Origin of the sequence: Pseudoalteromonas sp. SG43-8 (genome assembly GCF_014164245.1) — a bacterium.
GTDB classification, from domain to species: domain Bacteria; phylum Pseudomonadota; class Gammaproteobacteria; order Enterobacterales; family Alteromonadaceae; genus Pseudoalteromonas; species Pseudoalteromonas distincta.
Map to the genome: position 1 here is coordinate 483,959 of NZ_JACJEX010000002.1, position 20,752 is coordinate 504,710.

At 38.9% G+C, this 20,752-nt stretch carries 23 protein-coding genes; 15 read left to right on the forward strand and 8 right to left on the reverse strand.

Going from position 1 to position 20,752, the window contains the following annotated elements; translation table 11 throughout:
• Nucleotides 1–162: 162 nt before the first annotated feature.
• The 4 genes from H5122_RS07420 to H5122_RS07435 form a co-directional block, all read right to left on the reverse strand.
• Nucleotides 163–999 (reverse strand): mechanosensitive ion channel family protein, encoded by an 837-nt coding sequence (locus H5122_RS07420; RefSeq protein WP_002958733.1) that lies wholly within the window; start codon nt 997–999, stop codon nt 163–165.
• A 38-nt stretch (nt 1,000–1,037) separates the two neighbouring features.
• The gene (locus tag H5122_RS07425) at nt 1,038–1,781 is read right to left on the reverse strand and encodes an LrgB family protein (protein WP_169059746.1); all 744 of its coding nucleotides are present in this window, start codon (nt 1,779–1,781) and stop codon (nt 1,038–1,040) included.
• A complete protein-coding gene (locus H5122_RS07430; RefSeq protein ID WP_010553207.1) occupies nt 1,774–2,127 on the reverse strand; it encodes a CidA/LrgA family protein in 354 nt (117 codons plus the stop codon). Before H5122_RS07430 ends, H5122_RS07425 begins: the two co-directional genes overlap by 8 nt.
• A 71-nt stretch (nt 2,128–2,198) precedes the next feature.
• Nucleotides 2,199–2,990 carry a crotonase/enoyl-CoA hydratase family protein gene (locus H5122_RS07435; protein WP_182673364.1) on the reverse strand — a complete coding sequence of 264 codons (792 nt, stop codon included), beginning with the start codon at nt 2,988–2,990 and terminating at the stop codon, nt 2,199–2,201.
• 367 nt (nt 2,991–3,357) lie between these two features.
• Here H5122_RS07435 and H5122_RS07440 point away from each other — a divergent pair, with 367 nt between their 5' ends.
• From H5122_RS07440 to H5122_RS07450, 3 genes are read left to right on the forward strand one after another with little or no spacing between them, the layout of a single operon-like run.
• Nucleotides 3,358–3,678: an HI1450 family dsDNA-mimic protein gene (locus H5122_RS07440; protein ID WP_002958729.1), complete on the forward strand. Its 321-nt coding sequence runs from the start codon at nt 3,358–3,360 to the stop codon at nt 3,676–3,678.
• A gap of 42 nt (nt 3,679–3,720) precedes the next feature.
• Nucleotides 3,721–4,533, forward strand: coding sequence for a DUF481 domain-containing protein (locus tag H5122_RS07445; protein WP_024597159.1), 813 nt, complete (start codon nt 3,721–3,723; stop codon nt 4,531–4,533).
• A gap of 25 nt (nt 4,534–4,558) precedes the next feature.
• Nucleotides 4,559–5,041, forward strand: a complete 483-nt coding sequence (locus H5122_RS07450) for a hypothetical protein (protein WP_182681815.1) — start codon at nt 4,559–4,561, stop codon at nt 5,039–5,041.
• A gap of 42 nt (nt 5,042–5,083) precedes the next feature.
• On the opposite strand, the gene H5122_RS07455 is transcribed toward H5122_RS07450, so the two are convergent.
• Together H5122_RS07455 and H5122_RS07460 are read right to left on the reverse strand one after the other, a co-directional pair.
• Nucleotides 5,084–5,569, reverse strand: a complete 486-nt coding sequence (locus H5122_RS07455; RefSeq protein ID WP_002958726.1) for a peptidylprolyl isomerase — start codon at nt 5,567–5,569, stop codon at nt 5,084–5,086.
• Nucleotides 5,570–5,581: 12 nt separating this feature from the next.
• Nucleotides 5,582–6,493: a folate-binding protein YgfZ gene (locus H5122_RS07460; RefSeq protein WP_002958725.1), complete on the reverse strand. Its 912-nt coding sequence runs from the start codon at nt 6,491–6,493 to the stop codon at nt 5,582–5,584.
• Between the two features lie 164 nt (nt 6,494–6,657).
• Between H5122_RS07460 and H5122_RS07465 the strand changes: the two genes are divergently transcribed.
• The gene (locus tag H5122_RS07465) at nt 6,658–6,909 is read left to right on the forward strand and encodes a succinate dehydrogenase assembly factor 2 (RefSeq protein WP_002958724.1); all 252 of its coding nucleotides are present in this window, start codon (nt 6,658–6,660) and stop codon (nt 6,907–6,909) included.
• A 55-nt stretch (nt 6,910–6,964) separates the two neighbouring features.
• The gene (locus tag H5122_RS20205) at nt 6,965–7,321 is read left to right on the forward strand and encodes a hypothetical protein (protein ID WP_259395753.1); all 357 of its coding nucleotides are present in this window, start codon (nt 6,965–6,967) and stop codon (nt 7,319–7,321) included.
• Here the strand turns inward: H5122_RS20205 and nadB are convergent.
• Nucleotides 7,296–8,906 carry an L-aspartate oxidase gene (gene nadB, locus H5122_RS07470; protein ID WP_002958722.1) on the reverse strand — a complete coding sequence of 537 codons (1,611 nt, stop codon included), beginning with the start codon at nt 8,904–8,906 and terminating at the stop codon, nt 7,296–7,298. The genes H5122_RS20205 and nadB overlap by 26 nt on opposite strands.
• 245 nt (nt 8,907–9,151) lie before the next feature.
• Between nadB and rpoE the strand changes: the two genes are divergently transcribed.
• The 10 genes from rpoE (at nt 9,152) to pdxJ (ending at nt 17,861) form a co-directional block, all read left to right on the forward strand.
• Nucleotides 9,152–9,733, forward strand: a complete 582-nt coding sequence (rpoE, locus tag H5122_RS07475) for an RNA polymerase sigma factor RpoE (protein ID WP_002958721.1) — start codon at nt 9,152–9,154, stop codon at nt 9,731–9,733.
• 1 nt (nt 9,734) lies between these two features.
• A complete protein-coding gene (locus tag H5122_RS07480) occupies nt 9,735–10,352 on the forward strand; it encodes a sigma-E factor negative regulatory protein (RefSeq protein ID WP_002958720.1) in 618 nt (205 codons plus the stop codon).
• A 4-nt stretch (nt 10,353–10,356) separates the two neighbouring features.
• Nucleotides 10,357–11,307: a MucB/RseB C-terminal domain-containing protein gene (locus H5122_RS07485; protein ID WP_002958719.1), complete on the forward strand. Its 951-nt coding sequence runs from the start codon at nt 10,357–10,359 to the stop codon at nt 11,305–11,307.
• Between the two features lie 20 nt (nt 11,308–11,327).
• Nucleotides 11,328–11,777, forward strand: coding sequence for a SoxR reducing system RseC family protein (locus H5122_RS07490; RefSeq protein WP_182681816.1), 450 nt, complete (start codon nt 11,328–11,330; stop codon nt 11,775–11,777).
• 275 nt (nt 11,778–12,052) lie between these two features.
• Nucleotides 12,053–13,840 (forward strand): translation elongation factor 4, encoded by a 1,788-nt coding sequence (gene lepA / locus H5122_RS07495; protein WP_002958717.1) that lies wholly within the window; start codon nt 12,053–12,055, stop codon nt 13,838–13,840.
• A gap of 16 nt (nt 13,841–13,856) precedes the next feature.
• Nucleotides 13,857–14,792 (forward strand): signal peptidase I, encoded by a 936-nt coding sequence (lepB, locus tag H5122_RS07500; protein ID WP_002958716.1) that lies wholly within the window; start codon nt 13,857–13,859, stop codon nt 14,790–14,792.
• A gap of 2 nt (nt 14,793–14,794) precedes the next feature.
• The gene (gene rnc / locus H5122_RS07505) at nt 14,795–15,472 is read left to right on the forward strand and encodes a ribonuclease III (protein ID WP_002958715.1); all 678 of its coding nucleotides are present in this window, start codon (nt 14,795–14,797) and stop codon (nt 15,470–15,472) included.
• Nucleotides 15,462–16,394, forward strand: a complete 933-nt coding sequence (gene era / locus H5122_RS07510) for a GTPase Era (protein ID WP_002958714.1) — start codon at nt 15,462–15,464, stop codon at nt 16,392–16,394. The genes rnc and era overlap by 11 nt, the downstream gene beginning before the upstream one ends.
• A gap of 20 nt (nt 16,395–16,414) precedes the next feature.
• Nucleotides 16,415–17,107 carry a DNA repair protein RecO gene (gene recO, locus H5122_RS07515; RefSeq protein ID WP_182681817.1) on the forward strand — a complete coding sequence of 231 codons (693 nt, stop codon included), beginning with the start codon at nt 16,415–16,417 and terminating at the stop codon, nt 17,105–17,107.
• Nucleotides 17,108–17,129: 22 nt separating this feature from the next.
• A complete protein-coding gene (gene pdxJ, locus H5122_RS07520) occupies nt 17,130–17,861 on the forward strand; it encodes a pyridoxine 5'-phosphate synthase (RefSeq protein ID WP_182681818.1) in 732 nt (243 codons plus the stop codon).
• Between the two features lie 81 nt (nt 17,862–17,942).
• Here the strand turns inward: pdxJ and barA are convergent, their stop codons facing one another.
• Nucleotides 17,943–20,717 (reverse strand): two-component sensor histidine kinase BarA, encoded by a 2,775-nt coding sequence (gene barA / locus H5122_RS07525; RefSeq protein WP_182681819.1) that lies wholly within the window; start codon nt 20,715–20,717, stop codon nt 17,943–17,945.
• Nucleotides 20,718–20,752 lie beyond the last annotated feature (35 nt).

Consider the following 20,752-nt stretch of genomic DNA (forward strand, 5'->3'; position numbering starts at 1 on the left):
CTCATTATTGTTTTTTTATTATTAAAATTAAGTGCGTATTGATATTTATTAACACTATTTATATGGCAAATAAATCTATAACACAACTATTTGAGTTTATTCTGAGCAGAGGGGGGAGTAAAGGATGAGCTTGCAGATATGCAAGCTCAAAATAAAAATAAATTAGCTTTCTAGGTCGGCTTTGTTAATTGTAATGACGCGTTGAGGGAATGGAATTTCAATATCAGCGTTATTAATTGCTTTATAAACACCACCGTTAATAGCCAGTTTGGTTTCGATAATTTTAGTAGTAGGCACCCAGTATCGGTAGCTTATTGTAACACCGCTATCGGCGAAGCGTTCAATACCCACTTGTGATAACGGATTTTGTGCGACTAATTCATGTGCTTTAAGTACGTCTTCAATGAGGCTAATCGCGTTATCAGAGCAAGCACTATAGGCTATGTCTATTTCACCTTTGACCAATGAGTAACTAAATGAGTTATGAAGTATTTCACCCACTATGTGCTTATTTGGAATGGTGATTTCTACTTTTTCTTCATTGATTAAAATAGTGTAGCCAAGCTCAATTGTTTTAACTTGGCCGCTTACATTTTTAACTTCAATAGTATCACCAACAACAAAAGGTCGAGTGGCTATAATGGCAAGGCCTGCACCATAATTAGAAAGCATTCCTTGTAGCGCTAAACCAGCACCTAAAGATGCAGCACCAATGGCTGCTACAAATGGCGTAACGCTAATACCTATTTTGCCAAGTGCAATAATTATAACCATTACAATTAGCAGTACTTTTACCACGCTACTGACAAAGTTTGTGAGCGTAATATCAACGTTATGACGGGTCATTAACGCGGCTACAAATTTGGCAAGCTTTTGTGCTATCCACAAACCAATGAGGACGATAAAAATAGCGCCAACAATTTGCATACTGTAGGTAACCATATACTCAGTAAGCATGGTGTAATATTTTTCAAACTGTTCGATTTCAGAACTGATCATAAAGCGCTCTAAGTTAGGGCTATGTTGTATTTTTCCAACTATAGCAAAATGTTGACTAAAAATGGATATAACAGCGGCACTATAATCGCTGTTAATAAAGCACTTAGTGCCATTGCAACTGATGAGTAAGCGCCTACTTTTGGATGCTCAGCAATAGCAGCAGCGGTCCCAATTGCATGGCAAGCTGTGCCCATGGCAACGCCTTGAGATTCGTGATTAAAAATATTAATGAGTTTAAAAAGCATAAAACCAAATAAAGCGCCTAGTAAACCAATAAAAATAACTAAAGCCGCAGCAAGTGAGCTAATCCCTCCTAACGAGTCAGTAACAATTAAAGATATTGGGGTCGTCACACTGAGTGCGGCAACAGATGCACTTAGCTGTGCAGGTGCGTTAAATAATATGCTTAGCAAAAATGCCACAACGGTTGCGTTAACAATGCCTAAGCTACATGTTGCGACTATGAGTAATAGATTTTTTCGTACGTGTGTAAACTGCTGATATAAAGGAAGCGCTAGAGCCACAATTGCGGGCTCTAATAACCAGCTTAGTAATTTGCTGTGCGTGGCAAATTGCGTATAAGGCAAATTTAGATTAACGAGTAGTAAAGCGATAATACTAATACTTAAAAATACGGGGTTGGTGAGCGATTTAAATACGCTGTTTTTTATACTTTGGTTTACGGCCCTTAGTGCTAAAAATAATACAATAATAAAAGGAATACTTAGCCACCATAAATTAGGCTGTAGCTCTGAAATAGCGGAAAAAGTAAAATTAGTCATTATTTTCTCTTCCCTTAAAGTACGCAATTACACTGCTAACAAGCAATAAGGTAGTTATAGGGACAAGCACCACAACTGATGCTAAAAATGCCCAGTGCGATTTTATAAGACCGAGATGCTCAATAAATCCCACACCCGCTGGAATGAAAAAGATAGGCATAATATTTAAAATAGGGGAGGCGCATGGTTTTACATGTTGCTCTTTTACAATACCCGATAAGAGTAAAACTAATAAAATAACCATAGCGAGTAACGGCGCAGGAAAGCTTCCACCAATAAAGTGCATAATGAGTTTAGCGCAGGCTAAACATAGTAAAATAATAGCGCTACTGAGCAGATATTTCATCAAAGTGGCTCACAGAAAAGATAAGAGCTTAACTTTAACAAATCAAACTCTTTTATGCATTGTGCAATAGTCTACCAGTGCTTTGTATTTGCGTAGGTTATATCCACTTTTCCTTTTGCTTTAGCAATTGCTTTTTTAGTGTTTGGGTTTAGCAATAAGCGAATTTGGCTGAAGGTTTCTTTAGCGAGTATTTTTCGTTGGTTTGGTTTATAGCTAAGTTGTGTAACACGTTTAATAGCAGCAAGCGTATCGGGTGAGCGCTCAAGTAATGTATTGAGCATGTTTTGCGTGGCTTGTTGAGTATCATCGGTAAGCTGAGTAACTAAACCTAGCTCATTTGCTTGTTGTGCTGTGATTGGGTTTGCGTGGCTTGCAAGCCAAAGGGCTTGGTCACGCTTAACTAAACCGCTCATCATTACATTTGCGCCCATATCGGGGCACAACCCCCAACGCGCTTCCATAATGGCAAGCTTGGCATCAATATGAACAATCCTGTAATCGGCACCCAGCGCTATTTGTAAACCACCCCCTAAACAGTTGCCATCAATTTGTGCAATAACAGGCACGCTCAGTGACTGCCAGCCTAATACTACTTTTTGCGCTAAGTTTTGATTGCCAGGTAACCATTTAAGCAATAATTTTATAATATTCAATGGTGCCGCCATTACGGCTGATATATCAAGGCCTGCACAAAAATGCTCGCCATCGCCTTTTATTACTACAGCACGAATACTGCGATCTCTTTTTATGTTTTTGATGGCTTTGTTTAGCTCTACAAACATTTCAAAGCTTAATGCGTTTTGTTTTTTTGCTCTGCTAAGCGTGACGGTTGCAATGCCATTTTGTTTTTCTAGTTTTATCATTACACACTCCTCTGACCTGTTAGTTGAGCTTATGTTGTTATAAGAATTAAGTAAAGTGACGGTATTTTTTAAATAAATGGAATTTATTGCTAAAGCTGTAGTCTTAAAGGGTTAGATTTAGATGAGAAAAAGCTAAACAATTAGAACTTGAGATAATAAAATTTTTTACGTTGTTATTTTAAGCTTAAATTAAAAAATTAATCTTGATATTCAATGGGTTAGTTAAATTATTATTTATTGTTTGAGTTGTATGCTGAATAAAGCATGACTCAGTTACAAAAAAGTCTGTGTTTTACGCTTTTTTTTATCAAAATGATGATGAGATTTGATAATATAGCGCAACTTAAAAGCTTAAGGTTAAGCACATATGTCGGGTCCACGTTTATATACGGTAGAAGAAGCTACTCACCAAGCTTATGATATTTTTTTAGAGCTAGCGCCAAATAACTTGAGTGATAAAGATGTTGAAGACTTTAATGAGTTTAGAGAAGACCTAGGCTTTATCGAAGAAGACGAGCCAGACGATCAGTGGCAAGATTTTGTTGCCCTTGAGATTGAGCCAGAGCACTTTATTCAGGTGCTAGTTGGTTTAGAATTTGAAAATGATGATGTTTTGTTTGCTAAAATTTTGATTAGTCGTGATAAAGATGCTCCGTTTTGTCATATTTTATGGAAAGAGAGTGAATAAGCAATACCGCTTATTTTTATAATTGTGTGCAGAGAGAGTGTTGTGCGTAAGTATTTATTTTTAATTTTTTTAATAATTAGCTGCCCAAGTTGGGCTGTTGATCCATTTGAAGATTTTCATGAATATGGCAAGCTCTCTGATGAAGAAATTCATGAGTTACACAAAGGTGATATGCTTTACGGTGATACTGAATTTGGTTTTATTCTAAGTAAAGGTAACACCAATTCGACCAGTTTTAAGCTCAAAGGTAATTTATACCAAGATTTTGAAAAGTGGCGTAACCAATTTAAAATAGACTCTCTTTATAAGCGTGATGAAAACGATGAAAGCGGTGGCACTGATGTTACAGCTAATCGTATTTTTGTATCAGCGCAAGGTAACTATAAAGTAGGTGTTAAAAACTCCTCATTTTTTATTTACGGTGATTACGAAGAAGATGAGTTTAGTGGACTTGATTTTAAAAGCACGGTGGCGACAGGCTATGGTGCGCGTGTATATCAAGGCTCTAAAAACAAAGTAGATATTGATATAGGACCTGGTTTATACCGTTCAGTCGCCGATGAAGATTCGGATGTGAGCGAAGATGAAATTGATAAAACCGGTTATTTAGTACGTGTTGCAATGCAGTGGGAACGTTTAGTTTCTAAGCGTACTCGTTTTAATCAAGATGTGAGTATAGAGCAGTCGCTTTCAGGTCTTAATTCTCGCTTAAAATCGGAAACCGCACTGATAAGCCAAGTGATTGGCGCGGTATCACTCAAATTTACCTACATGTATCGTTATAATTCAAAACCCGAAGATGATAAACTCAAGTTTGACTCAGAGCTGAGTGCTACATTGGTATACAGCTTTTAAGTATTTATTTAATTTAGAGAATATTATGTATCAGCATAAACAGTATGCGGTGTTTATCTTTTTTGTATTAGCGTGGATTGGCGGTTTTGTGGCGCTTGCGTGGAACTTGTTAGGCGCTGATGGACCTTTAATAATATTTACTGGGATTTTAGTGCTGGTGGGCTTTTTGTTTCATGGCTTAACAGTAAAAGTAGATGATAAAAATATTAGCTGGGCGTTTGGTCCAGGCGTTGCTGGGCAAAGTATTGAGCTTAGCGAAGTAGCAGAAGCAAAATCAGTTCAAAACTCTTACAGGCACGGTATTGGTATGCGAATTACTCATGATGGTTGGGTGTATACAGTATCTGGCTTTAGTGCAATACAGTTAACGCTCAAAGATGGCACCTTGTATAGAGTTGGTACAAACGATCAAAAAGGTTTACTAGCTGCTTTAAAAGAAAAAAACGTATCAATCGCGCTGCCTAGTAAGCCAAAAGCTGAAACGGTTAAGCGTAACAATATGATATAAAAAAAGCGCCTTAGGCGCTTTTTTTATTTGTTTAGCAGTGCATTAGTGGTCGTGGCCACACCCACCTTCGCCATGTACGTGGCCGTGAGTTAATTCATCTTCTGTAGCATCACGTACTTCTAGTATTTCTACATCAAAGTTAAGTGTAATACCTGCAAGTGGGTTATTACCATCTACAATCACTTCTTCATCTTGGATATCGATGATCATTACTGATTGGTCACCATCATCTGTTGATGCACGAAATTGCATGCCAACTTCAATTTCCATACCTTCAAACATTGATTTAGGTACTGCTTGCATTAGGTTTTCGTGGCGCTCGCCGTAACCTTCTTCAGGTTCAACCTTTACGCTAAGCGTGTCGCCTGGTTGCTTGCCCAGCAAAGCATTTTCTAGGCCTGAAATTAAATAGCCTGTGCCAATGATAAAGTGTAGTGGCTCTCCACCGAACGAGTTATCAATGCTATTGCCATCATTATCCATTACTGAATAATGCATTTTTACCACTTTGTTTGCCGCAACGATCATAGTCATTCCTATTTATTCATCTTCAAGAGAGTAGGGTAGAGGCAGAATGCTTAGCTCCACCTGAGGTGTGTGTTTTGCACGAAGTACCTGAGTTACATCAGTATCGTTTGGCAACACAACGAGGCCTGTTAATTTATTTGTTTGCTCATCAAAGCTTTGTGCAATAAGTTTACCTGCACGGCGCCAATTTTCGCCTAATTGGGTTTCTAAATCAGGCTCTGAAAGAATCCCTTCGCTTTGCCCTGAAACGATATACATTGCACGTTTATTTTTACCAAGGTACTTCATACGGGCTACGGTTTCTTGACCTGTATAACACCCTTTTTTGAAACTTATACCGCCAATAGCATGTAGGTTTACCATTTGAGGAACGTACTCGCCAATTGCATCTGCACTTAGCTGAGGCTCACCGGCAAGCATCGCTGCTTGTTGCCAAGGGGCTTCGTTATCAAGTGTGGATACGTTATCAGGCATGCTAAATTGGTTATCAACCATTATTAAAACACGGTTATCAGCTAATTTTAGCGCTTTACCATTCGTAAAATCACACGCGCTTGCATCGCCTTCAAAGCTAATATCAAGTTGTGCCAGTACATCAGATAAATCATCACCAATTAAACCAATTAAACGCTTTGAGCATTCAGTAATATCAACTTTTGCAAATACAGCGTATTTTTTAAGTTCAGCTAATGATTTTTCAACTTCAGCTTGGCTACCCGCAAGGTAGTAGCTATCTTGGTAAGAAAATAATTTAAATACACCCCAAAGTTTACCTTTGGCGCTGCAATGGCCAGCCCACAAATAATTACTGCTGGTTAATTTATTTAGATCTTGAGTGATTTGTCCGTGCAAATAAGATAATTTATCAGCACCGCAGAGGCTAATAAGTTGATGAGATAACGGACATGCATAAACGCTCGACATAAAAACCTTCTTTGCAATATAAATGAAGTGACATAATAACGCAGTTGTTACGTATGGTACAGACAAGCGCTTATTGGTGCGGGTTTATTATTTAATGAGAGATTAATAGCTGCTAAATAGGCTTGTGTTTGTTAAACTCGAGTCAATTAAGTATGAGGTTTAAAATGGTTGAAATTCATAGTAAAGCACGTATTCGTTGGGCTTGTCGTCGTGGCATGTTAGAGCTAGATGTTTTGTTTATGCCGTTTGTAGAAGAAGCATACGACTCTTTGAGCGCAGAGCAACAGGCTATCTTTCAGCGTTTGCTAACAGAAGAAGACCCTGACTTATTTGCATGGTTTATGGGTCATGAAGAATGTAAAGACGAGCAGTTAAACGGTATGGTTTCGCTGATCTTAGACCGAGTTCGTGTATAGGTTTACGGTTACAAATAATAAAGCTGACCACAAACCAATTGTGGTCTTTTTTTGTATGCTCAGTTTTATATTATGTTTATTTTTAGATTTACTATTATCTATGCTTTTTTGTTTAATAATAAATGCACTAGCTGGCTTGATAATGTGGCGCAAAGTATTAGCAATTCACCCAAATGAGGGAATTATAATATTAGAACCAAAGTTATTTAGATTTGAGGGCGAGAGCTTAAAAATTCAGGGTGAAATAAGTAACAAAAGCCGATTTTATGGTAATAATATATGGCTTCATATTAAAGGTTTTAGTAACAACCATTGGCTTATAATTTCAGCCAATGGCGTTAATGAGCAAAGTTATGCGCGTCTAAAACGTGCCACTGTCGGCGCAATTAATTGCGTTTTGGAGTCAAAATAGTCGGCGTTGGATTCTCACTTTGTTCAGGGTAATCAATAGTGTAATGCAAGCCTCTGCTTTCTTTTCGCTCCATAGCACTTCTAATAATTAGCTCTGATACTTGCACTAAATTACGAAGCTCAAGCAAGTTGTTACTAACTCTAAAGTTTGCATAGTAATCGTGTATTTCTTGCTGTAGCAACTCAACTCTATGCAGTGCTCGTTCTAAGCGTTTAGTAGAGCGTACAATACCTACATAATCCCACATAAATAAACGTAGTTCATGCCAGTTATGGGTAATAACAATTTCTTCATCTGAGTTACTAACACGGCTCTCATCCCAATGAGGAAGCGCCATCGGCTCTGGTGCATGTTCAATTTTACTTAAAATATCTTTAGCTGCAGCGTGGGCAAATACAATGCACTCTAATAGTGAATTACTTGCCATACGGTTTGCACCATGTAAGCCTGTGTAAGCAACTTCACCTACAGCATATAAGTTATCGAGATCTGTTTTGCCGTTAAAGTCAGTCATTACACCACCACAGGTGTAATGCGCAGCAGGCACAACTGGGATTGCTTCTTTCGTTATATCGAGGCCTACACTTAAGCATTTTGCGTAAATAGTAGGAAAGTGCTCAATAATAAAGTCTTTATCTTTGTGGCTAATATCTAAATAAACACAGTTAGCGCCTAAGCGCTTCATTTCAAAATCGATTGCGCGTGCCACTATATCGCGTGGAGCAAGCTCTTCACGGCTATCAAAGTCTTTCATAAACCGAGTTCCATCAGGGCGCTTTAAATAAGCCCCTTCACCGCGCATGGCTTCGGTAATTAAAAAGTTTTGTAGCTCTGGATGATAAAGACTTGTTGGATGAAATTGATTAAATTCCATGTTGGCAACTTTACAACCTGCACGCCAAGCCATTGCAATACCATCACCACTTGATACGTCTGGATTGGATGTATATAAATACACTTTACTTGCACCACCGGTTGCAAGAGCAACAAATTTAGCTGAAATGGTTTCTACCTTTTTAGCTTTTTTGTTCCACACATACATGCCTTCAATGTGTGAGCCTGTTTTTCCGGCGCTTTTATCTGTGATTAAATCAATGGCGTTGTATTGCTCTAAAAGCGTTATATTTTTATGAATTTTAACTTGGCTGATAAGTGTTGTTTGCACCGCTTTGCCTGTTGCATCGGCTGCATGCAATATACGGCGATGGCTGTGACCACCTTCACGTGTTAAATGAAAACGCTCTTTTCCTTTGCTATCAAACTCCATATCAAAGGGTACGCCTTGGTCGATTAACCACTGTAGGCAATCGTGGGCATTGCTGGCGGTATAATGAACAGCGTCTCTATCGCATAAACCGCCGCCTGCATCGAGTGTATCTTCAACATGAGATTCTATGCTGTCGTTTTGTTTATCAAATACAGCAGCTATACCGCCTTGGGCATACAAAGTAGAACCTTCGGTAAGCGCTCCTTTACTGATCACGGTAACGTTACAATAATTAGCTAGAGATAATGCAAGTGATAAGCCTGCTGCGCCGCTACCTATAATAGCGACATCTGCAATGTGATGTTTATTTTGGTTCATGTCAGAGGTACTTTGCGGTTACAATGCTCATATAGAGCAATATTTGTTTTTAATATCTGTAGTTGTATCATATTTGTCATACTACTACGTAGTGATTTTAAAGGCTTAGCGCCGTTATTATCATCTATTTTATAAAAAAATAATATTAAGCAGAACTTTTTATTCATAAAGAGGTCAGAGTATTTGTGAACAATGACGACAATATGAATAACAAGCAAAAATCAGACATAGGAGTACCGGCTCGAATGAGCGAGCAGGAATTAGATTTAGTGCTAGTAAAAAGGGTCCAGCAAGGAGATAAAAACGCCTTCAACCTATTAGTAAAGAAGTATCAAAACAAAATTGCAGGTTTGATCTCACGTTATGTATCTAACCAAGGCGATATTGCTGATGTAGCACAAGAAGCTTTTATTAAAGCTTACCGTGCACTTCCTAACTTTAGAGGTGACAGCGCCTTTTACACGTGGTTATACCGTATTGCCGTTAATTGTGCTAAAAATTACTTAGTAGCCCAGGGGCGTAAGCCGCCAGCAAATGATATAGACGCTGAAGATGCCGAGTTTTATGATTGTGCTGATTCAATGCGATCGAATGCATCTCCTGAAAACCTACTTTTAAGCGAAGAAGTACGCGCTGTTATTTTTAATACGATTGATAGTTTGCCTGAAGATCTTAAAACCGCAATCACCCTTAGAGAAATAGAAGGGATGAGCTATGAAGAAATAGCAGTGGTAATGGATTGCCCAGTCGGGACTGTGCGTTCGCGTATATTTCGTGCCCGTGAAGCAATAGATAACAAATTAAACCCATTAATAGGCGAGTCTTAGTATGACAAAAGCACACCTTAACAAGTTAGATAACGAAGCGTTATCGGCATTACTTGATGGCGAGCAACATCTAACTGATGCAAAAATTGCTGAGCAAGATGTAACTACGTTTGGCCGTTATGCGTTAATTGGTGATGCGATGCGTGCTCAAAAAAATAATAACGACATACATATTGATATTAGCGATCGCGTTGCATTAGCACTAGAAAGCGAGCCTGTTTATGCTGACTTTAGTCAGTCAAAAACACAGCCTCAAGCAATCACTGAAACAGTACAAGATAATAAAGTAGTCGCTTTTAATTGGCGCAAACCAGTTGCCCAATTAGCTATTGCAGCAAGTGTAGCGATGTTTGCTATTGTGGGCGTTAATACGCTTCCTCAAAGTAACAATGAGCAGCAAAGTGAAATTCCATTACTGCAAACCACACCGCTAGCAGGTATGGCCTCGCCAGTAAGTTATTCGTCTGAGCCTGCGCTTGAAAATGCTGAGCAAGGTTTACGTGAACTACAGCAACAGCGTATTGGTGCGTTAGTTCTTGAGCATCAACGCCAAGCACGAGTTGCGAATTCTTTAGAAACAGCGCAAACTAATACCAAAGCGTCTGAGGAAAAAAACTAATTAAATGAAAGTAATCACTTTTGTTCTGTCGTTGGTAGTAAGCTTTAATGCATTTGCCAACGACACAAATCCTGCCAAAGATTTATTACTCAAAATGGCTAATGCCGTTCACACCCGTAATTTTGACGCTTCGTTTGTGGTTGTCAAAGGTAAAACAATGGAACCTTACCGATGGGTGCATGCTTTACAAGGTGACACCGAACTTGAGCATTTAAGTTTACTTAACGGTGCTGGACTTGAAATGGTCCGTATCGATAATCAAGTTACTTATTTTGAACCTCAGTCTGAACCATATTCTCTAAAAACAGATTCAATAGCAGGTCCAATCCCTGAAGTACTTTTTAAAGATATAGATCGCTTAAGTGCGCACTATGATTTTGTACTAGGCGGTAAAGGGCGTATTGCAGGGCGCGCAGCGCAACTTGTTCGCATTGAATCTAAAGACGAGTATAAATATAATTATTGGATTTGGCTGGATATGGAATCGTCGTTGTTGCTAAAAGCCGCGTACGTTAACCATGAAGGTGAAGCCTTAGAGCAGTTACAGCTTACACATATTAGTGTGACAGAGCAGCCAGCCGGTATGCTAGTTGAAGTGCTCAATCGAAACTTTCCAACGCCTTTGCCAAACGATGCACTTATAAATGAAGATAGTACTGCCACTAATTGGAAAATTAGCTGGTTACCAGATGGCTTTGAGTTGCTAAAATCAGACAGACATAAGCTCGATTTAAATAACGAGTTAACTGATTATTATTTGTTCTCTGATGGTTTTGTTGAGGTTTCTGTATTTATTCAGCGCCCATTACCAGGTAAGCGTTTAAGTGGAGCACTCACTTCTGGTGCAACGACAGTATATGTGCATAATGGCGGTAATTTTGATGTTTCGGTTGTTGGTAATGTACCGAGTATGACCGCAAAAGCGATTGCAGAGTCAGTTACCCGCGCACTATAGACGATTCCGTAAGGATTGTTATGATTGAACAAACCCTCACTGTTGTGGCCCTCGATGGCCACATTGCTCATTTAGAAGCACAGCAAAAACAAGCTTGTGAAGGCTGCAATGGTCGTTGCGGCTCACAAGTGTTTAGTAAATTATTTGGCACTGCAAAAAAAACCTTTCCTTATAAATTTGAATCTTCTGTAGAAATAGGGCAAAAGGTCACTTTGTCACTAGATGATAGTCATGTTGTTAAGCATGCTTTTGCGGTTTACATGCTACCGCTCCTTTTGAGTCTTGTTTTTGCATTTGTTGCGGCGCAATTGTTTATAGCTTCCGAAGGCTGGCAGATTTTAGCTGCTGCTCTAGGTGGCGTTACTGGCTTTTTTATAGCTAAAGCTCGCGTGAAATCTCTAAAGCACGATATAAAAGTTATAAAAATTCACCCAATTAGTATCCCTTTAACTCAAATAGATGGTGATTGACGCCAATTAAATGTAAAATTGCCGTTTTATACCAAAGTAACTTGGAAATACAGGGAACCGTGGTTTTTTAAATTATTTTATCTGGCTGAATTATTTAAGTTAAGTAAATATAACTTATTGTTATTCAATACATAAAATGGTTGTAACCCATCTTAAAAAGCGTAAGTACAGTTTGTTATATACAAATTTAGCTTATGGCATCCTAAAGCAAGTATTTTCAAGTCACTTAGGTATTCATATTTAGTCCATTAAAATAGAAGTATAGAATCCAGTTTATGAAGCATATCCGTAATTTTTCGATCATCGCCCATATTGACCATGGTAAATCGACCCTTTCAGATCGTTTGATCCAAGTTTGTGGCGGTTTAACCGACCGTGAAATGCAAAAACAAGTTTTGGATTCAATGGATATTGAGCGCGAACGTGGTATTACCATTAAAGCGCAAAGTGTAACGTTGAATTACAAAGCGAACGACGGCGAAACCTACCAACTTAATTTCATTGATACTCCAGGACACGTTGATTTTACGTATGAAGTTTCACGATCTTTAGCTGCTTGTGAAGGCGCGTTGCTTGTTGTTGATGCAGGCCAAGGCGTTGAAGCACAAACTCTAGCTAACTGTTACACCGCTATTGAAATGGAATTAGAAGTAATTCCAGTACTTAATAAAATCGATTTACCGCAAGCGGATCCTTTACGTGTTGCAGAAGAAATTGAAGAGATTATTGGTATTGATGCCCTTGATGCAGTGCAGTGTAGCGCTAAAACAGGTGTAGGTATTGCCGAAGTTCTTGAAATGATCGTTAAAGATGTACCGCCGCCAGTAGGCGACAAAGATGCACCTTTACAAGCACTTATTATCGATTCTTGGTTTGACCCATACCAAGGCGTTGTATCACTAGTGCGTATTAAGCACGGTGAATTACGCACTGGCGACAAAATAAAAATAATGTCGAACGAGCATATACATACTGCTGACCAAGTAGGTGTGTTTACACCTAAGCAAACCAACACCGGTATTTTAAGAACAGGTGAAGTAGGGTTTGTTATTGCTGGTATTAAAGAGATACATGGTGCGCCAGTAGGTGACACTATTACTCATCAAAAAAATGCAGCTCCACTTCGCTTACCTGGCTTTCAAAAAATTAAGCCTCAGGTTTATGCGGGTATGTTCCCAATTGCATCCGATGAGTATGAATCGTTCCGTGATGCACTCAATAAATTAAGCTTAAACGATGCGTCGTTATTCTTTGAACCAGAGAATTCAACTGCACTAGGTTTTGGTTTCCGCTGTGGCTTTTTAGGTATGCTACACATGGAAATCATTCAAGAGCGTTTAGAGCGTGAATACGATATTGATTTAATTACAACAGCACCTACGGTAATCTATGAGATAGTTACTAAAGAAGGTACATTTCAGATTGATAATCCATCTGATTTGCCTGCAGTAAACGATATTGTAGAGATTCGAGAGCCGATTGTTGAAGCTAATATTTTGGTACCACAAGAATACCTAGGTAACGTTATTACTTTGTGTATTGAAAAACGTGGTAGCCAAACAAAAATGACTTATCACGGAAAGCAAGTAGCTGTAACGTACGAGCTACCTATGGCTGAAGTGGTGATGGATTTCTTTGATAAATTAAAATCAACTAGCCGTGGTTTTGCGTCGCTTGATTATAACTTTAAACACTTTCAAACATCAGATATGGTGCGTGTTGATATTTTAATCAATGGTGAGCGCGTTGACGCACTTGCGATAATTGTTCACAGAGATGGTGCACAGTCTCGTGGTCGCCAGTTAGCTGATGCGTTAAAAGAGCTTATCCCACGTCAAATGTTTGATATAGCGATTCAAGCTGCTATCGGACAACATGTTATTGCCCGTACCACGGTAAAACAATTACGTAAAAACGTAATTGCTAAGTGTTACGGTGGTGATGTGAGCCGTAAGAAAAAGCTACTTAAAAAGCAAAAAGATGGTAAAAAACGTATGAAGCAAGTAGGTAATGTTGAAGTGCCTCAAGAAGCGTTTTTAGCTATTTTAAAAGTTGGCAAATAAAAACAAAGGATTATAAATGGCTGGTTATTTTTCAGTTTTATTGGTGTTATTAACTTTAGGCTCAGGCTTAATATGGTTAATAGATCACTTAATGTATGCACCTAAAAGACAGGAGCGCTTAGCGATAGCGCAAACGTCTGCTGGAGCTCCGTTAGATGAAGAAACGGCGGCATTAATTGCACCAGAACCAGTACTAACAGAAACAGCAAAGTCGATTTTCCCGATGATTGCAGCAATTACTATTTTTAGATCATTTATCTTTGAACCGTTTCAAATTCCATCCGGTTCAATGATGCCTACATTATTAGTAGGTGATTTTATTTTAGTACAAAAGTATTCATATGGAATAAAAGACCCTGTTTGGCGTACTCAATTAGTTGATATTGGGCAGCCTGAGCGTGGTGATATTGTTGTTTTTAAATACCCTTTAGATGAAAATGTTGACTATATTAAACGTACAATTGGTTTACCTGGCGATAAAATTGTTTATCGCGATAAACGTTTATATATTCAGCCAAATTGTAAAGAAGGCGAAACCCAGCAGGGTGAGCTTTTATGTAATGAATTCAATAAAATTGATTTTAAACTAATTAATGATAACGAATTCAAACAAGGCCCAATGCCTCTAGCTCGTGTAAATGAAAATTTAACAACAGTTACGCATGATATATTAATCAACCCACAAGCGCCTGAGAGAAAAGGGCGTTACTACCAGCAACCGGGCACGCCTTCTGATGAATGGACTGTTCCTGCTGATCATTATTTTATGATGGGTGATAACCGCGACAACAGCCAAGATGGTCGCTTTTGGGGCTTTGTACCAAAAGAAAACTTGGTGGGTAAAGCTGTCTTTATATGGATGAGTTTTGAATTTGAGAATGGCCCTGATGATATTTTACCAGGATGGGTTCCAACTGGTGTTCGCTTTGAGCGCCTAGGTAATATTCAGTAACGATGAAAAAAAATGTAACAGAATTATATAAAAAAATTGGCTATGAATTTGCCGATCAAGGTTTACTTGAGCAAGCAATGACGCACCGCAGCCACAAAGGTCAGCATAATGAGCGACTAGAATTTTTAGGCGACTCTATTTTAAGCTTTGTGATTGCCAATGCACTTTATGCCAAATTCCCTAAAGCCCGTGAAGGCGATTTAAGCCGCATGCGCTCAACCCTTGTGCGTGGTCAAACACTCGCCGAGTTTGGTCTTGAATTTGGCCTAGGCGATTATTTGCGCTTAGGGCCGGGCGAGCTTAAAAGTGGCGGATTCCGTCGTGAGTCAACGCTTGCTGATGCAGTAGAAGCTATTATTGGCGCTGCATTTTTAGATTCAGGTATTGATAGCTGTGGCGATCTTATATTGTCATGGTACGAATCACGATTAGATGCTATTTCACCAGGGCTTAACCAAAAAGATCCGAAGACCCTGCTGCAAGAGTATTTGCAAGCCCGTAAATTATCTTTACCGGGTTACACTGTGGTTGATACCAAAGGCCAAGCACACAATCAAACATTCACGGTCGAATGTATTGTTGATGGAATGGATAGCATAATTTCTGTAGGTAGCTCGCGCCGTAAAGCCGAACAAAAAGCTGCTGAAAAAGCATTGAAGATACTTAAAAATGAACCTTGATACCCTAATACAGCCTCATGAAGGTGATGTAGATACGTTTTGTGGAATGGTTGCTATTGTAGGGCGCCCAAACGTAGGTAAGTCGACTTTGCTTAATGAAATTATTGAGCAAAAAGTGAGTATTACCTCACGTAAACCACAAACCACGCGTCATCGTATTATGGGTATTCATACCGAAGGTAAACACCAAGCGGTATACATAGATACACCAGGTCTACACGTTGAAGAAAAACGTGCGATTAACCGTTTAATGAACCGTGCCGCGTCTAGCTCTATTGGTGATGTTGAGCTTATTATTTTTGTAGTTGAGGGCACTCATTGGAATGCCGATGACGACATGGTACTTAATAAAGTATCGCAAAGTGGTAAGCCGGTATTATTGGTTATTAATAAAATAGACCAAGTTAAAGACCGTGACCTTGTGTTGCCTCATATGAAGTGGTTAAGTGACAAGTTTGATTTTGTTGGAATTATGCCTGTATCGGCAACGCAAGGTAAAAATGTTGATTTAATCAAAGCAGAAGTTACTAAACGCTTACCTCCTTGCGAATTTTACTTTCCGGAAGATTATGTAACTGACCGTTCAATGCGCTTTATGGCAGCTGAAGTAATTCGTGAAAAACTAATGCGTTTTATGGGCGAAGAATTGCCGTATTCTGTAACTGTTGAAATTGAGCAGTTTAAATGGCAAGACAACGGTATTTGGCATATCAACGGGTTGATTCTTGTTGAGCGCGAAACACAAAAACGCATGGTTATTGGTAATAAAGGCGAAAAGCTAAAAACCATTGGCCGTGAAGCCCGTAAAGACATAGAAGAAATGCTTGATAACAAAGTGTTTTTAGAGCTTTGGGTTAAAGTTAAGTCGGGTTGGGCTGACGATGAACGTGCACTAAGAAGCTTAGGTTACAGTGAAGACTAAACCAAGCAGTAGCTTAGTGAATGGATAGCGACTTCTACACCGCGTATTTATTACATCGGCGTCCTTATAGTGACTCCCAAGTAATGTTAGATATGCTTGTAGAAGGCGTTGGTCAGTTAAGAATGCTGGCCCGAATTAGTGGTCGCCAGGCCACTAAACATAAAGCACAACTTCAGCCGTTTCAGGCACTGCTTGTTAATTACAGTGGCAAGTACGATTTAAAATATATCAATAAGTTTGAACTGCATGGGAACTCGCACTTTTTAAAAGGTGATGAGCTTTATTGTGGTTTTTATTTAAATGAGCTTACAAATCGTATCGTTCCTGTTAACGAGCCAATTGAACAAATATTTGAGCTATATAAAACTCATCTATCAAACCTAAACAGCGGGGCTAATTTACAAGAGGTGCTTCGCTCATACGAGTTTCAACTATTGGAATTACTCGGTTATGGCGTGGATTTTAGTTTTGACGCCAGTGGTGAACCAATAGATGAAAAGCAGACGTATAGTTATTTCCCCGAACTTGGTTTTTTAGTACAAGAAGATACACGTTCTGGATTTGGTGGCAAACAACTCAACGCCATAGCAAATCATGACTTTAGCCAAAATGATGTGCTATATATGGCAAAGCAATTAAGTCGCTATTTATTAAAACCCTTATTAGGTAGTAAACCATTAAAAAGCCGCGAGCTATTTATGGCCTCTCAATAAACGTAATTTTACAGGTAAGAAAATGAAAGATATTCTTTTGGGTGTAAACGTAGATCATATTGCAACACTTCGCCAAGCGCGTGGAACAAGCTATCCAGATCCCGCTCATGCAGCCAGTGTAGCAGAGCATGCAGGCGCAGACGGTATTACGATTCACTTACGTGAAGACAGACGCCATATTCAAGATCGCGACGTTTACGTAATGGCTAAAACCATTCAAACTCGTATGAATCTTGAAACCGCTGTTACCGATGAAATGATAAAAATAGCGCTTGAAGTAAAACCTGAGTACGTGTGTTTAGTACCTGAAAAGCGCGAAGAATTAACAACCGAAGGTGGCTTAGACGTAGCCGGTAATATAGATAAAATTAAAGCAGCAACAAAAACGCTTACCGAAGCGGGTATTAAAGTATCGCTATTTATTGATGCAGATAAAGCACAGTTAGATGCAGCCAAAGAATGTGGTGCTCCTTATGTAGAAATACACACAGGCGCGTACGCTGATGCAACAAATGATACTGATTTACACAAAGAGTTAAAGCACATTCGTGAAGGTGTTAAATACGCAGCAAGCTTAGGTTTGATTGTTAACGCTGGCCATGGTCTTCATTATCATAACGTGAAACCAATCGCTGCAATGCCTGAGATTTATGAGCTAAATATTGGTCACGCTATTATTGCTCGTGCAGCGATAGATGGGCTTGAAAAAGCCGTACGGGACATGAAACGATTAATGATTGAAGCAAGAATGTAAGATAAGCAAACATAAGCATTTAAAAAGCTTAATAAAAAAACGCGGTAAATACCGCGTTTTTTTGTATCTAAAATTCAAAGCTTATCTTTGTAGTTCGGTCACACTTGCATCTGCAAGTAGGTTTTCAAGCTCGTCCTGTAACTCAAATAATTCAGGTTCAATATTCTCTAACAAGCATTTATTTTTAAGCGATGTTTCGATTATTTCTGCGAGTGATTTAAGTTTAGGTACACCAGTGTAACAACATGCACCATGAAACTTATGGACAATACTTAACACTTGCTGGCAATCGTTACTCTCTATTGCTTTAGCGAGTAATGTAAGGGTCTCAGGGACACTTAAAAGTAGCATGTTAAGCATCTCTAGCGCTAACTCGCTCTTTCCGCCAGCACGCTGCAGGGCTTGTGCCCAATCAATTCGACTACTTTGAAATGGTGCAGGACTTTGGGGTGTATCTGTTTTAGCTTTGTCACGATTAACAGGAGTCTGTGGACTATGGTCGCTAATAATTTGTTTAAGCATATCTTCATCAATAGGCTTAGTTAAATAGCCTTTAAAGCCATCTTTTAACAGTTGCTCTTTTTCACTTTGAAGGGCGTGTGCCGTTACAGCGATAATGGGTGTGTCTTCATTAAGTGATGATTCTTGTATAAGCTTACATGCGGTTATACCGTCCATAATTGGCATTTGTATATCCATAAAAATTATGTCGTATTTATGACTTTTACTTAAACTGTATGCCTGTGAACCATTATGAGCCGTTTCTATTACTTCAATCTGTTCACTTAACAAAGTATGGAGAAGTTTTAAATTGGCATCGTTATCATCAACAACCAATACTTTTAACGGCAGTAGAGCTTGATCGTTTTGTTCAATATTATGAGTAGGGTGGTCAAGTCTGTAAGGTGCTGCAAGTACTTCACATAACTTACGGTGATTAAGTGGCTTACTTAAGCATGCATCAGCTCCGCTGCCTATAAAGGCTTCTCGCATATTGTGCGATACAGTATTAAGCATTAAATATAAGTAATCAGTAGATTCACGCACGGCTTTTACATAGCTTTTTAGTTGCTGCATATCATCAACAGATGCCATATGGCCAATTAAGCAAACGTCATATTTATGTTCAGGATTTTTTATAGCGTCTAAAAAGCTAGTTTCGTTAAAGCATGCCGTAACGTTTGATTCCCACTGGGTTAATAACGAAAGTACGGCATGGTGCGTATGCTCATGTGGCTCTAAATATAAGATACGCTTACCAATGAGCGATTTAGTCGGTAAGTCATTTGTAAATACGTGATTTGGCAAGCTAAACACACTATTGAATGTAAAGCAGGTACCGTTACCAGGCGCAGAATTTAACGTTATACGACCACTCATTGCTTCAACAATATGCTTGGTAATAATAAGACCAAGGCCTGTACCACCAAACTTACGTGTAATGCTTGAGTCTGCTTGCCCAAATGGAGTGAATAAAGAGTCTTGCTTATCCATAGGTATACCCACGCCAGTATCTGTTACTGACACAAGTAAAGAAGTGCGTTCGTCGTCGAGTAACCGATGGCTTATGTCGACCTTAATAGAGCCTTTTTCGGTAAATTTAATCGCATTACTTAACAGGTTTATTAAGACTTGTTTAAAGCGAGTGGGATCGCCTGTTAAGTCATCCGGTACTTGTTGGTTAATGTAAATGGATAGCTCTAATTGCTTATCGTGTGCGCTAGGAGCGAGTAATGTCATTACTTCATTTACAGCATCACGAAGTTGAAACTGAATCGACTCAAGCTCCATTGCCCCCGCTTCTAGTTTGGAGAAGTCTAAAATGTCGCTAATAATAGTCATTAAACTATTTGCTGAGAGCATAATAGTGTCGAGGTAATCTTTTTGATGTTTATTCAGCGGTGTTTTATAAAGCTGGCGTGTAAATCCAATAACACCGTTTAACGGAGTACGAAGCTCGTGACTCATTTTAGCTAAAAAGTCTGATTTTACACGGTTAGCATCTTGCGCTTCTTTTTTTGCAAACGAGAGCTCTATATTTGACGTTTCGTATTGCTCTAGTGTTTCGCGGTAGTCGCTTGTTGCTTGATCGATATTTTTTTGCATTTCATCTTTTTGCATCACCATAGTGTGAGCAATGGTGTTTAAGCCTTCTCGAAGTAACTCAAACTCACCAATCATGTTGTCGTTAAGGCCAGTACTTCTTTTACCTTCAACTAACTTGTCGGTTGCAAGTACTAACTTATTAAGCGGCGTCATAAACATGCGGCTTAACTTTAAAGCTAAAATAGCTGCAAACACCAATGATAAAATAATTACAATACCGCTAATTAATAAAGCACGTTGTTGTCCTATAACAGCTTGGTCTTTGTTTAGCTGTATAATAACTGTGCCCAGAGATGACTGAAAAGCCGACGGGTCCCATTTAGAATCGTGACTTGTATGATTAATAATGGGGGTGAAAAATGTAACAAGCTCATCTGACTTTTGCACATGGGTGGTTTTTAAATTTATGAGCGTTTTTTGACTAATTAACTTTTCAAATGAGCGGTGATAATTACTGGTCATTAATAGCGCATTATTTTTATCAAAAATTGCAATCGACTTAATTGTAGGGGAGTGCTTGTTATGTGTGTAGCTTATAAGGCGATTCAATAGCTGTTTGTTTTTTTCGAGCATGGGTTGCTCAAGCGCAATAGCAAGGGGCTCAGAAATAGTAGTGCCTTGCTGATATAAAATTTCATCAAGCTCAATGTAACGATTTATTGTAAAATAGCCACCAAGTAGTAATCCTATGATCACCGTTGGGATCAGGGTCAGTGTTAAAACAGAATCGCGTAAGCCTAATTTGGTCATAATGAGAGCGTTTTATCGTTATTAGTATGACTTGA

What these genes read in the sequence shown, in the direction of transcription:
- H5122_RS07420 (WP_002958733.1), bottom strand. Translation starts at nt 999, where the DNA reads ATGATCAGTTCTGAAATCGAACAGTTTGAAAAATATTACACCATGCTT.
- H5122_RS07425 (WP_169059746.1), bottom strand. Translation starts at nt 1,781, where the DNA reads ATGACTAATTTTACTTTTTCCGCTATTTCAGAGCTACAGCCTAATTTA.
- H5122_RS07430 (WP_010553207.1), bottom strand. Translation starts at nt 2,127, where the DNA reads ATGAAATATCTGCTCAGTAGCGCTATTATTTTACTATGTTTAGCCTGC.
- H5122_RS07435 (WP_182673364.1), bottom strand. Translation starts at nt 2,990, where the DNA reads ATGATAAAACTAGAAAAACAAAATGGCATTGCAACCGTCACGCTTAGC.
- H5122_RS07440 (WP_002958729.1), top strand. Translation starts at nt 3,358, where the DNA reads ATGTCGGGTCCACGTTTATATACGGTAGAAGAAGCTACTCACCAAGCT.
- H5122_RS07450 (WP_182681815.1), top strand. Translation starts at nt 4,559, where the DNA reads ATGTATCAGCATAAACAGTATGCGGTGTTTATCTTTTTTGTATTAGCG.
- H5122_RS07455 (WP_002958726.1), bottom strand. Translation starts at nt 5,569, where the DNA reads ATGATCGTTGCGGCAAACAAAGTGGTAAAAATGCATTATTCAGTAATG.
- H5122_RS07460 (WP_002958725.1), bottom strand. Translation starts at nt 6,493, where the DNA reads ATGTCGAGCGTTTATGCATGTCCGTTATCTCATCAACTTATTAGCCTC.
- H5122_RS07465 (WP_002958724.1), top strand. Translation starts at nt 6,658, where the DNA reads ATGGTTGAAATTCATAGTAAAGCACGTATTCGTTGGGCTTGTCGTCGT.
- H5122_RS20205 (WP_259395753.1), top strand. Translation starts at nt 6,965, where the DNA reads ATGCTCAGTTTTATATTATGTTTATTTTTAGATTTACTATTATCTATG.
- nadB (WP_002958722.1), bottom strand. Translation starts at nt 8,906, where the DNA reads ATGAACCAAAATAAACATCACATTGCAGATGTCGCTATTATAGGTAGC.
- rpoE (WP_002958721.1), top strand. Translation starts at nt 9,152, where the DNA reads ATGAGCGAGCAGGAATTAGATTTAGTGCTAGTAAAAAGGGTCCAGCAA.
- H5122_RS07480 (WP_002958720.1), top strand. Translation starts at nt 9,735, where the DNA reads ATGACAAAAGCACACCTTAACAAGTTAGATAACGAAGCGTTATCGGCA.
- H5122_RS07485 (WP_002958719.1), top strand. Translation starts at nt 10,357, where the DNA reads ATGAAAGTAATCACTTTTGTTCTGTCGTTGGTAGTAAGCTTTAATGCA.
- H5122_RS07490 (WP_182681816.1), top strand. Translation starts at nt 11,328, where the DNA reads ATGATTGAACAAACCCTCACTGTTGTGGCCCTCGATGGCCACATTGCT.
- lepA (WP_002958717.1), top strand. Translation starts at nt 12,053, where the DNA reads ATGAAGCATATCCGTAATTTTTCGATCATCGCCCATATTGACCATGGT.
- lepB (WP_002958716.1), top strand. Translation starts at nt 13,857, where the DNA reads ATGGCTGGTTATTTTTCAGTTTTATTGGTGTTATTAACTTTAGGCTCA.
- rnc (WP_002958715.1), top strand. Translation starts at nt 14,795, where the DNA reads ATGAAAAAAAATGTAACAGAATTATATAAAAAAATTGGCTATGAATTT.
- era (WP_002958714.1), top strand. Translation starts at nt 15,462, where the DNA reads ATGAACCTTGATACCCTAATACAGCCTCATGAAGGTGATGTAGATACG.
- recO (WP_182681817.1), top strand. Translation starts at nt 16,415, where the DNA reads ATGGATAGCGACTTCTACACCGCGTATTTATTACATCGGCGTCCTTAT.
- pdxJ (WP_182681818.1), top strand. Translation starts at nt 17,130, where the DNA reads ATGAAAGATATTCTTTTGGGTGTAAACGTAGATCATATTGCAACACTT.
- barA (WP_182681819.1), bottom strand. Translation starts at nt 20,717, where the DNA reads ATGACCAAATTAGGCTTACGCGATTCTGTTTTAACACTGACCCTGATC.